The following is a 13,009-nucleotide window of genomic DNA, read 5'->3' as shown; positions in this document are numbered from 1 at the left end:
AGACACCAGCCATGCGGCAGCAGCGGATCAGGCCCACCGGGGTCGAGCACACCTTCGCCGAGGACCGGATCATCGTGTCGAAGACCGACACCCGGGGTCTGATGACCTACGTCAACCAGCTCTTCGTGGAGATGAGCGGCTACGAGGAGGCCGACCTCGTCGGTCGCCCGCACAACCTCATCCGCCACCCCGACATGCCGCGCGCGGTCTTCCGGCTGCTGTGGGAGCGGGTCGGTGCGGGGGAGGAGATCTTCGCCTACGTCGTCAACCTGCGCGCCGACGGCGGGCACTACTGGGTGCTCGCCCACGTCACCCCCACCGTCGGGCCCGACGGCACCGTGGTCGGCTACCACTCCAACCGCCGCACCGCCTCACGGGCCGCGCTCGACCAGGTCCGCCCCCTCTACGCCGCTCTCGTCGCCGAGGAGGCCCGCCACGCCAGCACCCCGGAGGCGCTGGCCGCGTCCTCGGCCCTGCTGGACGACCTGCTCGCCCGCCGCGGCACCACCTACGACGAGCTGGTCTGGTCGCTCGACGCCGCCGCGGCCCCGACCGAGGGGGCGGCGGCATGACGCTCCTCGACGACGGTCCCGTCGGGGCCGCGCACCCCGCCGACCCCGCCGACCCGGCCGACCCGGCCGACCCCGGTGACCGGACCGACCCCGCCGACCCGGCAGCCGCCCTGGCCGCCGAGGCGGCGGCGTACCGCTCGGCGCTGCTGGCCCTCACCGCCGTGTGCCGGGCCGCGGCCCGCGGCGACCTGGAGCCCCGGGTGGGCGTGCTCGGCGACGCCCCCGAGCTGCGCGAGGCCCGCTCCGCGCTCAACGACCTGCTCGACCTCACCGACGCCTTCGTGCGCGAGGCCTCGGCGTCGCTGGAGTTCGCCAGCGACGGCCGCTTCTACCGCACGTTCCTGGTGCGGGGGATGGTCGGCTCGTTCCGGGCCGGCGCCGGCACCATCAACGCCGCCACCGCCTCCATGGCCGCCTCGCACGACGAGCTCGCGGCGCAGGACGCGCGCCGTCTCGAGCTCGCCGACGCCTTCGAGCGGGCCGTGCTCGGCCTCTCCGACCAGGTCGCCGCCGCGTCGACCGAGATGGAGTCGACCTCGCGCAGCCTGGCCGCGACGGCCGAGGGCACCGCCACCCGGGCGGAGGTCGTCGGGGAGCAGGCCGTCACCGCCTCCGACGCCGTCACCATGGCCGCGGCCGCCGTCGAGGAGCTCGCGAGCACCGTCGGGGCCATCGAGGCCCAGACCAGCAGCGCCGACGAGGTCGGCGTCGCGGCCTCGGCGGAGGCCGCCGCCGCCCAGCAGACGGTGGCCGGTCTCGTGAAGGCCTCCCAGGAGATCGGCGACGTGGTGCGCGTGATCAGCGAGGTCGCCGCCCAGACCCGCCTGCTCGCCCTCAACGCCACGATCGAGGCGGCGCGGGCCGGCGAGTCGGGCAAGGGCTTCGCGGTCGTCGCCTCCGAGGTCAAGAACCTCGCCGCCCAGACCTCCGAGGCGACCGTGCGCATCGAGGACCAGGTCGGGGAGATCCGCGCGGCCGCCACCGAGGCCGTCACCGCCATCGAGACGATCTCCGGGGGCGTGCGCGGGATGGGGAAGAGCCTGTCGGTCATCGCCGGCTCCGTGGGCGAGCAGCGGCTGGCCGCCCAGGAGCTGAGCAAGACCACCTCGCAGGCCGCCTCGGCGGTGACCGCGGTGACCGGCGAGGTCGCCACCATCACCGACGACACCCGCACCACGAGCACGGGAGCGGTCGAGATGACCAGCGCCTGCCTGGAGCTGTCACGTCTGGCCACCGACCTGCGCACCCACGTCGCCGACTTCCTCGAGCAGATCCGGTGACGCCGGGCGTCGGTGGGCCTGGTCTCGGTGGGCCGGGTCTCGGCCGCCGCTGCCGGCGATGCGGTCGCGGAGCCCCGGAGGAGGCAGCATCTGCGTCGTGAGCACGCCGTCCCCCCGTCGCCACGGCGCGGCCTTCGTCCTTCCGCTGGCAGCACTCGTCTGGTCGGCGCAGGTGGGGCTCGACGAGCGGGCCACCGGCGCGGACCTGTTCGCCGTGGCCGCCGTCAGCGGTGCGTCGGGTGCCGCCTGGCAGCTGCTGCACCGCCGCGACCTGGTCGACCGCCTGACCCACTTCGCGGCGGCCTTCACGGTCGTCGCCGTCCTCCTCTTCGCGGTGGTGGCGTGGGGCAGCCCGGTGTCGTCCTCCCTCGGCACGGGGGTCGGACTCGGCGGGGTCCTCACCGGACTGGTCCACACCGAGCAGTGGCTCCGCGGGCGCGACCGGCGTCGTGCCCGACGCACGACGCCGCAGGGCCCCCGCCAGCCGCACGGCACCGCGGTCGACTGAGCCCGCAGGACGGGCCTGGTCGCGCCGTGGCGTGGCACCGGTGCCACGGCGTGGTCACCGTCCTCCGCGCGGCGGGCCGCACCCTGCCTGCTCGGCGAGGGTGACCGGCGCCTACTCCGGCAGGGCGCGGCCGAGCACCACGACGTGAGCGAGCAGGGCGAGGACCACACGCCGACGCTACCGACGGGGCCGGGCTCGCCTACGAGGTCTGGCTCGGCTCCCTCAACGGCGTGGCCGGACACCGCAAGGCCGGCGGGTCCTCCGCAGTGCAGCAGGCAGTCCGGTTGCCAGCCGCCTTCCCCGGCGGCTGGCGCAGCAACGCGCGCGGCCGCCGACTGCTCGATGTGGCGCGGCAGCACCAGGTGGGAGACCCGGCGGGCCCGCTCCTCGGGGTCGGCGTGCACCGACGTGACCGTGGAGCGCAGCGGCCCTCGACGGCCTCTGCCTCGACGTGGCCGTGGCGTGCAAGCCAGCGGACCTGCTGCGGTGAACCGCCCAGGACGGCGCCGGCCTCGGTGCTTGCGAGCCAGCCGTGCTCGTCGGTCACGCGCGCCGGGATGCCACTGGTGCCGGTTCGACGGGTCGTGTCACAGTCTCGATGTGACGAACGGCCGCGGGGGGTGGGAGTTCGACGCGGTCGTCGAGCCGCTGCCGTGGGGACGCAACGTCTACACCGTGCTCCGGCTCGACCCCGCACTGGAGAGCGCGGCCCGTGATCGGGGCACCCGACGGGTCGAGGGCACCATCGAGGAGACGGCGGTCAACCTCGGGATCAACCGCGCCGACGTGATCGCCGACTCCTTCGTCTACCTGGGGAAGCAGATGCAGCGGCGGCTCGGGGTCGTCCCCGGTGACGTCGTGAGCTGTGAGCTGCGTCCTGCAGACCCCGAGCACGTGCCGGTTCCCGACGACGTGGCGTCGGCACTCGAGGACAGAGCCCTCTCGGACGCCTTCGAGGCCATACCTGCTGCGGAGCGCCGCCGCCTGCTTCAGCCCATCGAGTCGGCAGCTCGAGCCGCAACGCGCGAACGCCGGGTGTCGGCGTTGATCGAGCAGGTGGGTGGGAGGTGAGCCTGCGACTGCGCGCAGGTCGGGCCGGCGGCGCTGAGTGACACGTCCCCGTGCGAGCCGGAGACGGAGCCTTGCCGGCGGTGGCCGCGCCTCACGTTGCCCGGCGAGGCGACGACCCATCGCGCGGCGCACCTCCCCGGGACCACATCGCGCAGCCACGGTGGTCGACGCCTTTCCGTTCGCCAGGCCACGCCGCCGTCCACGGCTGGCCGCGGTGTCGCGCGGCGGCATGCTCGACGGCCCGGCCGTTCGCGGCTGTCGATCGGCGGCACGGCCCGATTCCACGGCGCCGATCGGGTACCGGTGTGTACGAGAACCCCGCTGAAATGACAGAAGGCCCCGTGGAGCCGGGGCCTTCTGAGTGTCCGAGGGGGGACTTGAACCCCCACGCCCTAATACGGGCACTAGCACCTCAAGCTAGCGCGTCTGCCAATTCCGCCACCCGGACGAGTGCGGTGGAACAGTAACAAAGCGTCGGCCGAAGTCCCGCATCGGGCCCCACCCCCACGAGGGGTCGGCCTCCGGGGCCCTCGGTGACATGCTGGGCGCCATGGGCAACCCCTCCTCCGAGCAACCCGACACGCACCCCGACACGCACCCCGGGACCGAGCACGACCCGGCCGGCGAGGTCGTCGAGATCTGTCGCGACCTGATCCGGATGGACACCTCCAACTACGGCGACGCCGAGGGTCCTGGCGAGCGCGAGGCGGCCGAGCACGTCGCAGCGCTGCTCGACGAGGTCGGCATCTCCTCCCGGCTCTACGAGTCCGAGCCGGGCCGCACCAGCGTGGTGGCCCACTGGGGCGGCGACGGCTCGCGCGACGACGCACTGCTGCTGCACGGCCACCTCGACGTCGTCCCCGCCGCGGCCGAGGACTGGCAGGTCGACCCCTTCTCCGGGGAGGTCCAGGACGGCTACGTGTGGGGCCGCGGCGCGGTCGACATGAAGGACTTCGACGCCATGCTGCTCAGCGTGGTCAGGGCCCGTGCCCGCGCCGGGCGGGTGCCGTCGCGCCCCGTCGTGCTGTGCTTCACCGCCGACGAGGAGGCCGGGGGCCACAAGGGCGCGGAGGTGCTCGTGCGCGACCACCGCGAGGAGTTCGACGGCGTCACCGAGGCCGTGGGCGAGGTCGGCGGCTTCAGCACCACGGTGCGGGGCCGGCGGATGTACCTCATCGAGGCCGCCGAGAAGGGCATGGCCTGGATGCGGCTCACCGCCCGCGGCCGGGCCGGGCACGGCTCGATGCTCAACACCGACAATGCCGTCACCCGGCTCAGCGGCGCCGTGGCCCGCATCGGCGCCCACGAGTGGCCGGTGCGGCTCACGCCGACCATGCAGGTGCTCCTCGCCGCCGTCGGCGACCTCGCCGGGGTCGAGGCCACCCCCGAGAACGCGCCGCGTCTGATCGAGGAGTTCGGCGGTGCCGCACGGATGCTCGGCGCGGTCATCAGCAACACCACCAACCCCACCATGCTGGGGGCGGGCTACAAGGTGAACGTCATCCCGACCGAGGCCACCGCCCACGTCGACGGCCGCTTCCTGCCCGGCTTCGAGGACGAGTTCTTCGCCACGCTGGCCGAGCTGACCGGCGAGGGCGTCGAGATCGAGTTCCTGTCGCACCAGCAGCCGTGGGAGACCCCCTACGACGGCGACCTGGTCGACGCCATGACGCGCTCCCTGCTCGCCGAGGACCCCGACGCCGTGGTGGCGCCGTACCTGATGAGCGGCGGCACCGACGCCAAGCACTTCCGGCGCCTGGGCATGCGCTCCTACGGGTTCGCGCCGTTGCGGCTGCCCGACGACCTCGACTTCACCGCGCTCTTCCACGGCGTCGACGAGCGGGTGCCGGTCGACGCGCTGGAGTTCGGGGCGCGGGTCTTCGACCGCTTCCTCGACGACGTCTAGGCCGCCGGACCGGCCAGGAGGGGCTCAGGCGGTGCGGACGGCCTTGATGATCTTGCGCCGCAGGATGACCCGGCGGGTGCCGTCGGAGCCGATCCGCACCCGGTCGAGCTCCCAGCCGCCGTGCTCGGCCCGCTCGACGAGCAGCTTGGTGACGACGTTGCGCGAGAAGTGACGGTCGAAGGTCACCTTGTCGAACTCCCACTCGACGGGCGACCACGAGGTACGTCGGTGCAGGGGCGCGCGGCTCACGGGGCCTCCTGGTGAGGTGGCGGGCGGTCTGGAGTCAGTCGGCGGAGACGTCGTCGAGAGCATCGGCGATCTCGGACGGGAGCGCGAGACCCTCGACGTCGAGGGCGACCCGCAGCTGTGCCGCCGTACGTGCTCCCACGATAGGCGAGGTGACCCCGGGCCGGTCACGGACCCACACCAGGGCCACCTGCAGCGGCGACCAGCCGAGACCGTCGGCGGCGCGGCACACGGCGCCGACGATGCCGGCGGCCCGCTCGTCGAGGTAGGGGTCCATGTAGGGGGCGTACTCGTCGACCGCGGCGCGCGAGTCGGCCGGGATGCCCGTGCGGTACTTGCCGGTCAGCACGCCGCGCGCCAGGGGCGACCACGGCAGCACACCGAGGCCGAGCGCCTGTGCGGCCGGGAGGACCTCGTCCTCGATCCCGCGGTGGAGCAGGGAGTACTCCACCTGGGTCGAGGCCAGCGGCACCCGCCCGGGCACGGCGCGCTGCCACGTGGCGGCCTGCGCAGTCTGCCAGCCGGTGTAGTTGCTCACGCCGACGTAGGACGCGCGTCCGGAGGTCACGGCCAGGTCGAGGGCGTGCAGCGTCTCCTCCAGCGGCGTCCCGTCGTGCCAGGTGTGCACCTGCCACAGGTCGACGTGGTCGACGCCCAGGCGCTCCAGCGAGGCGTCGAGCCCGGCCAGCAGCGCGCCGCGCGAGGTGCTGACCCGCACGCCGCCGCGGTGCGCCTCGAGCCCGCCCTTGGTGGCCAGCACCACCTCGTCGCGCCGCACCACGTCGCCCAGCAGCGAGCCGAGCAGCCGCTCCGAGCGGCCCTCGGTGTAGACCGGCGCGGTGTCGACGAGGGTGCCGCCGGCCTCGACGAAGGCAACCAGCTGGTCGCGGGCCTCGTGCTCGTCGGTGTCGCGGCCCCAGGTCATCGTGCCGAGGCCGAGGCGGGAGACCTGCAGGCCGGTCAGACCCAGGGAGCGCTGCTGCATGGCGACAACCTAGCCAGTGGCCGACGCCACGCACGGCGCGCCACGACGGTGGTGGTCGAGAACACCGGCGTCCGACGGGCCTAGAGTCCTCCTCCGTGCAGGAACTCCTCCAGGCCATCGTCCTCGGCGTCATCCAGGGACTCACCGAGTTCCTGCCGATCTCCAGCAGCGCCCACCTGCGGATCTTCCCCGAGCTCTTCGGCTGGGGCGACCCGGGCGCGGCGTTCACGGCCGTCATCCAGGTCGGCACGGAGCTCGCGGTGCTCATCTACTTCCGCAAGGACATCTGGCGCATCGCCACCACGTGGCTGCGCTCCCTGGTGCGTCCTGAGTACCGCGGCCACCTCGACGCTCGCATGGGGTGGTTCATCATCGTCGGCTCGCTCCCGATCGTGCTGCTCGGCGTCGCGCTCAAGGACGTCATCGAGCGCGACTTCCGCAGCCTGTGGATCATCGGCACGACGCTGGTGGTGCTCGGCCTCGTGCTGGGCCTGGCCGACAAGCTCGGCCGCACCGACAAGCGGATCGAGCAGATCACCCTGCGCGACGCCGTGCTCATGGGGCTGGCGCAGGCCGCCGCCCTCGTGCCCGGCGTCTCCCGCTCGGGGGCCACGCTCTCGATGGGCCGCCTGCTCGGCTACGACCGCGAGGCCGCCACTCGCTACGCCTTCCTGCTGGCCATCCCCGCGGTCGTCGGCGCCGGGGTCTTCCAGCTCCGCGAGATCCCGGGCGGCGACAACCCCTACGGCTGGACCCCGACCATCGTGGCCACCGTCGTCTCGTTCCTCGTCGGGTACGCCGCGATCGCGTGGCTGCTGCGCTACGTCTCCACCCGGTCCTACACGCCGTTCGTGGTCTACCGCGTGGTGCTGGGCACGGCCGTCCTGGTGCTGGTCGGCACCGGCGTGCTGGCCGCCTGAGCCGGCCGGCCGTCGGCGGGGGCCCGCGTCACAGCCAGCCGGAGCGCTTGAAGAACATCCACAGCAGCCCCGAGGTCAGCGCCATCAGGCCGAGCGCCATCGGGTAGCCCAGGGCCCAGTGCAGCTCGGGCATGTGGTCGAAGTTCATGCCGTAGACCCCGGCGATGAGCGTGGGCGCCGCGACGAGCCCGACGCCGGCGGAGATCTTGCGCATGTCGTCGTTCTGCTGCACCGAGATCTGGGCGGTGTGGGCGTCGAAGGCCGTCGACAGCAGCGCGTCGAGGGTGTCCACCGACTCCGCGGCCCGCACCAGGTGGTCGGAGACGTCGCGGAAGAAGGGGGCGGCGTCGTCGTCGATGCCGTCGACGTCGCCGTAGGCGAAGCGCCGCATCGGCTCGCGCAGCGGCATCACGGCACGCCGCACCTCGGCGATCTCGCGCTTGAGCGTGTAGATCCGGGCGGCGTCGCGGGTGCGCACGTCGGAGAAGACCGACGCCTCGACCTCGTCGACGTCCTCCTGCAGGGAGTCGACCACCGCGATGTAGGCGTCCACGACCCGGTCGGTCACCGCGTAGACCACCGCGGAGGGGCCGTGGGTCAGCACCGACTCCTTCGACTCCAGGTAGCGCCGCGCCGACTGCAGCTCCGAGCCCTGCCCGTGGCGCACCGTGACGATGAAGTCGGCGCCGATGAACAGGCTGATCTCGCCGGTCTCGACGGCGTCGTCCTCGTCGACGTACCAGAGCGTCTTGAGCACCAGGAAGAGGCTGTCGCCGTAGACCTCGAGCTTGGGCCGCTGGTGGGCCTTGACCGCGTCCTCGACGGCCAGCGGGTGCAGCCCGAAGGCGAGCGCCACGTCCTCCAGCTCGTGCTCGGCGGGCTGGTGGAGCCCGACCCACACGAAGTCGCCCGGTTGCCGCACCGCGGCACGCATCGCGTGCAGCTCCTGGGGGCCGCAGTCCACCGGCACGCGCGAGCCGTCACGGTAGAGCGCACTGTCCACGATCACCGGCACACGGTAGGCCACGGCGGCCGGGCCGTGGGAGCGGCTGTCTAGGCTCGGCGCCATGGCAACCGTGATCCTCGTCCGCCACGGCCGCACGACGGCCAACGCCTCCGGCGTGCTCGCCGGGCGCACCCCCGGCGTCAAGCTCGACGACACCGGCCGCGCGCAGGCCGAGCGGGCCGGGGAGCGCCTCGCCCCGGTGCGCCTCGCGGCCCTCGTCACCAGCCCGCTCGAGCGCTGTCGCCAGACGGCCAAGGCGCTCCTGGCCGCCCAGGCCGGCGAGGTGCCGACGCTGAGCGAGAAGGGCATCAGCGAGTGCGACTACGGCGAGTGGCAGGGCCGCGCGCTCAAGGACCTCGCCAAGGAGAAGCTGTGGAAGGTCGTGCAGTCGCAGCCCTCGGCGGCCGCCTTCCCGGGCGGTGAGTCGATGGCGACCATGCAGGCCCGCTCCGTGGCCGCCGTGCGGCGCCACGACGCGGCGATCGAGGCCGAGCACGGCCCCGGCGCCGTCTGGGTGGCGGTGAGCCACGGCGACATCATCAAGTCGGTCCTGGCCGACGCCCTGGGCATGCACCTCGACCTCTTCCAGCGCATCAACGTCGACCCCGCGTCGATCTCGATCGTGCGCTACACCGACAGCCGGCCCTACGTGCTCGCCACCAACACCCACGCCGGCGACCTGGGCTGGCTGGTGCCGCCGAAGAAGGCCCGCGGATCCCGGCGTACGTCGGACGCCGCGGTGGGTGGGGGAGCGGGTCCCGGCGACGTTGCCGGGCAGCCCTAGGGTGGAGCCCATGCCTGTCGTCCACGGATTCGACCCGCCCGAGCGGTTCGTCACGGGCACCGTCGGTCCGCCCGGTGCCCGCACGTTCTTCCTCCAGGCCCGCAGCGGCGCCCGCGTCGTCAGCGTGGCGCTCGAGAAGCAGCAGGTCGCGGCGCTCGCCGAGCGCATCGACGAGCTGCTCGACGACGTCATGTCGAGCGACCTCAGCGACGCCTTGGTGCCCGCGGTGGCACCGATCGGCACCGAGGACACCGCGCCGCTGGAGCAGCCGATCGACGAGGAGTTCCGCGCCGGCACGATGACGCTGTCGTGGGACCCCGACGACGAGCGCGTCGTGATCGAGGTCTTCCCCTTCACCGAGGCGGCCGTCGTGAGCCCCGACCAGGTCGACGAGGACTTCGAGGAGCCCGAGCCCGACGAGGTGCTGCTGGTGCGCCTGCCCGCCGGGCAGGCCCGCGCCTTCGTCAAGCGCAGCGAGCAGGTGCTCGAGGCCGGTCGTCCGAGCTGCCCCTTCTGCGGCAACCCGATGGACCCCGAGGGCCACCTGTGCGTGCGCGCCAACGGGTTCAAGCGGCGCGAGCCCTGACCCGGGGCGTCTGACCACCGTGGAGACCTCCGACCCGCTCGACGTGCTCGAGTCGGCCGAGCTCGTGCTCGAGGGCCGGATCATGCCGGCGTCCAACGCGACCTTCCTCGGCACCGTCGGCAGCACCCGCGTGGTCTACAAGCCGATCGCGGGGGAGAAGCCGCTCTGGGACTTCCCCGGGGCCACGCTGGCCCACCGCGAGGTGGCGGCGTACCTGGTCTCGGAGGCCACCGGCTGGGGCGTCGTGCCCCGCACCTGGCTGCGCGGGGGCCCGCACGGCCCGGGCATGGTGCAGCAGTGGCAGGAGCCCGACGCCGAGCAGGAGGCGGTGACGCTGGTGCCCGAGGGCGAGGTGCCGCCGGGCTACCTCCACGTCTTCGACGGCCTCGACGCCCGCGACCGGCCGATCGCGCTGGTCCACGAGGACACCCCGGCCCTGCGACGCATGGCGGTCTTCGACGTGGTCGTCAACAACGCCGACCGCAAGGGCGGCCACGTGCTGGAGATGGCCGACGGCCACCGCTTCGGCGTCGACCACGGCATCGCCTTCCACCACGAGCACAAGCTGCGCACCGTGCTCTGGGGCTGGGTCGGCGAGCCGCTCACCGACGAGGAGCGCGGCGCGGTCACGGCGGTCCGCGAGGGCTTGGCCGGCGCGCTCGGCGCGTCGCTGGCGCCCCTGCTCACCGACCTCGAGATCGACTGCATCGCGCGCCGCTGCGACCGGCTGCTGCACCGCGGGTCCCTGCCGGCGCCGCGCGGCGAGCACCCGGCGATCCCCTGGCCGCCGTTCTGAGGCTCGCGCCGTCCGTGAGCGCGCGCCCACCGCGCACGACGTCGTGCCGAACGGCACCATCGAACGGCCCCGAACGGCACCGCCGAACGGCACCGTCCACCAGCGCCGTCGACCCGACTGGCTAGAGTGCGCGGCATGCGTGCCTGGCCTGCCCCGGAGATCCCGACCCTCCCCGTGAAGGGCCCTGCGGTCGCCCTCCACGACACCCCGCGCGGCGAGCTGGTCACCACCACGCCGACCGGCGCGGCCCGGCTCTACGTCTGCGGCATCACGCCCTACGACGCCACGCACATGGGTCACGCCGCCACCTACGTCGCCTACGACCTGCTCAACCGGGCCTGGCGCAGCGCCGGCCACGACGTCACCTACGTGCAGAACGTCACCGACGTCGACGACCCGCTCCTGGAGCGCGCCACCAAGGTGCACGTCGAGTGGACCGCGCTGGCCGAGCGCGAGACCGAGCTCTTCCGCCAGGACATGACCGCCCTGCGCGTCCTGCCCCCGGCCGAGTACGTCGGCGCCGTCGAGTCGATCCCCCTCGTGGTGGCCCTCGTCGAGCGGCTCCAGGCCGCCGGTGCGGTCTACCGGGTCGAGGACGACCTCTACTTCTCGGTCACCGCCGACCCGGCCTTCGGCGAGGAGTCGGGCCTGGACCGCGAGGCCATGCTGCGGATCTTCCCCGAGCGTGGCGGCGACCCCGACCGCCCCGGCAAGCGCGACCCCCTCGACTGCGTCGTGTGGCGCGGGGAGCGCGAGGGCGAGCCGTCGTGGCCCAGCCCCTTCGGCCCCGGCCGCCCGGGCTGGCACGTCGAGTGCACCGCGATCGCCATGGAGCACCTCGGGGGCGCCTTCGACGTGCAGGCCGGCGGCAGCGACCTGGTCTTCCCCCACCACGAGATGTGCGCCGGTCACGCCCAGGTCGCCGAGCCGGGCACGCCCTTCGCCCAGGTCTACTCCCACGCCGGGATGGTGGCCTACGACGGCGAGAAGATGTCGAAGTCGCGCGGCAACCTGGTGTTCGTCTCCGCGCTGCGCAACAGCGACGTCGACCCGATGGCGATCCGCGCGACCCTGCTGCGCCACCACTACCGCAGCGACTGGGAGTGGACCGACGCCGAGCTCTTCGACAACGTCGACCGCCTCGCCGAGTGGCGCAAGGCGATCGCCCTCGGGGCCGGCGCCCCGGCCGAGCCGGTCGTCACCGAGGTGCTCGCGGCGCTGGCCGACGACCTCGACGCCCCGCGGGCGCTCGCCGCCGTCGACACGTGGGTCGACGCCACCCTCGGCACCCACGGCCTGGCCGACACCTCCGACCCCGACGCGGCGCGCAGCGTCCACGTGCTGCTCGACGCCGCGCTCGGCCTGGCCCTCTGAGCCGGCCCCGGCCGGCGGGCGGGGCCGGTCAGTCGCCGTCGGTGCGGCGCTTGAGGTAGCGCTCGAACTCCCGCGCGATCGCCTCGCCCGAGGCCTCGGGCAGGTCGGTGGTGTCGCGGGTCTCCTCGAGGGAGCGCACGTAGTCGGCGACGTCCTCGTCGTCCTCGGCCAGCTCGTCGACCCCGCGCTCCCAGGCGCGGGCGTCCTCGGGCAGCTCGCCGAGGGGGATCGAGACCTCGAGCAGGTCCTCCAGCTGGCCGATGAGCGCCAGGGTCGCCTTGGGGCAGGGCGGCTGCGCGACGTAGTGGGGCACGGCCGCCCAGTAGGAGACCGCCGGCATGTCCACCCGCACGCAGGCGTCCTGGAAGACGCCCACGATGCCGGTGGGGCCCTCGTAGGTGGACTGCTCGAGCTTGAGACGGTCGACCAGCTCGGGCTCGGTCGCGGTGCCGGTCACGGGGATCGGGCGGGTGTGGGGGGTGTCGGCGAGCAGGGCGCCGAGGGTCACCACCAGGTTGCCGCCCAGCTCGTCGCAGGCCGCCAGCAGCTCGGCGCAGAACTGGCGCCAGCGCATGTTGGGCTCGATGCCGCGGATGAGGATGACGTCGCGGTCGAGGTCGGGCGGGGAGGCCACGGCGATCTGGGTGGTGGGCCAGGTCAGGCGACGGTGGCCGTGCTCGTCGACACCGACCAGCGGTCGGTTGACCTGGAAGTCGTAGAAGTCCTCGGGGTCGACCGCGCCGACGATGCGGGCGCCCCACACCCGGATCAGGTGGTCCACGACCGAGGAGGCGGCGTCGGCGGCGTCGTTCCAGCCCTCGAAGGCAGCGATGACGATGGGGTCCACCAGCTCGGAGCCGTCCTGGATCTCGATCATCGAGCCAGCCTAGGAGACGGGTGAGGATTTCGTCCGGTCCGCGGACCGGTGTCACGATCTGGGAATCCTGTCCGGCCCTCGGACGCTGTTCCTACGCT

At 73.5% G+C, this 13,009-nt stretch carries 14 protein-coding genes and 1 tRNA gene; 10 read left to right on the top strand and 5 right to left on the bottom strand.

Annotated elements, in window-relative coordinates; all coding sequences use genetic code 11:
• Nucleotides 1-11: 11 nt before the first annotated feature.
• From LPA27_RS03320 to LPA27_RS03305, 4 genes are all read left to right on the top strand, one after another.
• The gene (locus LPA27_RS03320; RefSeq protein WP_228941490.1) at nucleotides 12-572 is read left to right on the top strand and encodes a PAS domain-containing protein; all 561 of its coding nucleotides are present in this window, start codon (nucleotides 12-14) and stop codon (nucleotides 570-572) included.
• On the top strand, nucleotides 569-1,852 hold the full coding sequence (locus tag LPA27_RS03315) for a methyl-accepting chemotaxis protein (RefSeq protein ID WP_228941489.1): 1,284 nt from the start codon (nucleotides 569-571) through the stop codon (nucleotides 1,850-1,852). The genes LPA27_RS03320 and LPA27_RS03315 overlap by 4 nt, the downstream gene beginning before the upstream one ends.
• 97 nt (nucleotides 1,853-1,949) lie before the next feature.
• Nucleotides 1,950-2,360, top strand: a complete 411-nt coding sequence (locus LPA27_RS03310) for a hypothetical protein (RefSeq protein ID WP_228941488.1) — start codon at nucleotides 1,950-1,952, stop codon at nucleotides 2,358-2,360.
• Between the two features lie 600 nt (nucleotides 2,361-2,960).
• Complete coding sequence (locus LPA27_RS03305; protein WP_228941487.1) at nucleotides 2,961-3,431, top strand: YdeI/OmpD-associated family protein; 471 nt, start codon at nucleotides 2,961-2,963, stop codon at nucleotides 3,429-3,431.
• Nucleotides 3,432-3,793: 362 nt separating this feature from the next.
• Here LPA27_RS03305 and LPA27_RS03300 read toward each other — a convergent pair.
• Nucleotides 3,794-3,879, bottom strand: a tRNA-Leu gene (locus LPA27_RS03300).
• Between the two features lie 102 nt (nucleotides 3,880-3,981).
• Between LPA27_RS03300 and LPA27_RS03295 the strand changes: the two genes are divergently transcribed.
• Entirely contained in the window at nucleotides 3,982-5,337 is a 1,356-nt protein-coding gene (locus LPA27_RS03295) for a M20/M25/M40 family metallo-hydrolase (protein WP_267477176.1), read from the top strand.
• Between the two features lie 24 nt (nucleotides 5,338-5,361).
• Here the strand turns inward: LPA27_RS03295 and LPA27_RS03290 are convergent, their stop codons facing one another.
• The gene (locus LPA27_RS03290; RefSeq protein ID WP_193661619.1) at nucleotides 5,362-5,586 is read right to left on the bottom strand and encodes a DUF5703 family protein; all 225 of its coding nucleotides are present in this window, start codon (nucleotides 5,584-5,586) and stop codon (nucleotides 5,362-5,364) included.
• A 34-nt stretch (nucleotides 5,587-5,620) separates the two neighbouring features.
• Nucleotides 5,621-6,568 carry an aldo/keto reductase gene (locus LPA27_RS03285; RefSeq protein ID WP_056864405.1) on the bottom strand — a complete coding sequence of 316 codons (948 nt, stop codon included), beginning with the start codon at nucleotides 6,566-6,568 and terminating at the stop codon, nucleotides 5,621-5,623.
• Nucleotides 6,569-6,663: 95 nt separating this feature from the next.
• On the opposite strand from LPA27_RS03285, the gene LPA27_RS03280 reads away from it, so the two are divergent.
• A complete protein-coding gene (locus LPA27_RS03280; protein WP_056864406.1) occupies nucleotides 6,664-7,488 on the top strand; it encodes an undecaprenyl-diphosphate phosphatase in 825 nt (274 codons plus the stop codon).
• A gap of 28 nt (nucleotides 7,489-7,516) precedes the next feature.
• Here the strand turns inward: LPA27_RS03280 and corA are convergent, their stop codons facing one another.
• Complete coding sequence (gene corA, locus LPA27_RS03275) at nucleotides 7,517-8,557, bottom strand: magnesium/cobalt transporter CorA (protein WP_162242278.1); 1,041 nt, start codon at nucleotides 8,555-8,557, stop codon at nucleotides 7,517-7,519.
• Between corA and LPA27_RS03270 the strand changes: the two genes are divergently transcribed.
• From LPA27_RS03270 to mshC, 4 genes are all read left to right on the top strand, one after another.
• Nucleotides 8,556-9,278, top strand: a complete 723-nt coding sequence (locus LPA27_RS03270; protein ID WP_056904047.1) for a histidine phosphatase family protein — start codon at nucleotides 8,556-8,558, stop codon at nucleotides 9,276-9,278. The two genes, corA and LPA27_RS03270, sit on opposite strands and share 2 nt — an antisense overlap.
• Nucleotides 9,279-9,288: 10 nt before the next feature.
• Nucleotides 9,289-9,864: a DUF3090 domain-containing protein gene (locus LPA27_RS03265; protein WP_056864678.1), complete on the top strand. Its 576-nt coding sequence runs from the start codon at nucleotides 9,289-9,291 to the stop codon at nucleotides 9,862-9,864.
• Nucleotides 9,865-9,883: 19 nt separating this feature from the next.
• Nucleotides 9,884-10,660 carry an SCO1664 family protein gene (locus tag LPA27_RS03260; RefSeq protein WP_156697887.1) on the top strand — a complete coding sequence of 259 codons (777 nt, stop codon included), beginning with the start codon at nucleotides 9,884-9,886 and terminating at the stop codon, nucleotides 10,658-10,660.
• A gap of 135 nt (nucleotides 10,661-10,795) precedes the next feature.
• A complete protein-coding gene (mshC, locus tag LPA27_RS03255; RefSeq protein ID WP_228941486.1) occupies nucleotides 10,796-12,034 on the top strand; it encodes a cysteine--1-D-myo-inosityl 2-amino-2-deoxy-alpha-D-glucopyranoside ligase in 1,239 nt (412 codons plus the stop codon).
• Between the two features lie 28 nt (nucleotides 12,035-12,062).
• On the opposite strand, the gene LPA27_RS03250 is transcribed toward mshC, so the two are convergent.
• Nucleotides 12,063-12,911, bottom strand: a complete 849-nt coding sequence (locus tag LPA27_RS03250; RefSeq protein ID WP_056864408.1) for a PAC2 family protein — start codon at nucleotides 12,909-12,911, stop codon at nucleotides 12,063-12,065.
• Nucleotides 12,912-13,009: the final 98 nt, after the last annotated feature.

Origin of the sequence: Nocardioides sp. Leaf374, assembly GCF_916862475.1 — a bacterium.
GTDB classification, from domain to species: domain Bacteria; phylum Actinomycetota; class Actinomycetes; order Propionibacteriales; family Nocardioidaceae; genus Nocardioides; species Nocardioides kribbensis.
This window is presented reverse-complemented; position numbering and strand designations above follow the sequence as displayed.

Coding starts and splice junctions, on each gene's coding strand:
- LPA27_RS03320 (WP_228941490.1), top strand. CDS start 12: ATGCGGCAGCAGCGGATCAGGCCCACCGGGGTCGAGCACACCTTCGCC.
- LPA27_RS03315 (WP_228941489.1), top strand. CDS start 569: ATGACGCTCCTCGACGACGGTCCCGTCGGGGCCGCGCACCCCGCCGAC.
- LPA27_RS03295 (WP_267477176.1), top strand. CDS start 3,982: ATGGGCAACCCCTCCTCCGAGCAACCCGACACGCACCCCGACACGCAC.
- LPA27_RS03285 (WP_056864405.1), bottom strand. CDS start 6,568: ATGCAGCAGCGCTCCCTGGGTCTGACCGGCCTGCAGGTCTCCCGCCTC.
- LPA27_RS03270 (WP_056904047.1), top strand. CDS start 8,556: ATGGCAACCGTGATCCTCGTCCGCCACGGCCGCACGACGGCCAACGCC.
- corA (WP_162242278.1), bottom strand. CDS start 8,557: ATGGCGCCGAGCCTAGACAGCCGCTCCCACGGCCCGGCCGCCGTGGCC.
- LPA27_RS03265 (WP_056864678.1), top strand. CDS start 9,289: ATGCCTGTCGTCCACGGATTCGACCCGCCCGAGCGGTTCGTCACGGGC.
- mshC (WP_228941486.1), top strand. CDS start 10,796: ATGCGTGCCTGGCCTGCCCCGGAGATCCCGACCCTCCCCGTGAAGGGC.
- LPA27_RS03250 (WP_056864408.1), bottom strand. CDS start 12,911: ATGATCGAGATCCAGGACGGCTCCGAGCTGGTGGACCCCATCGTCATC.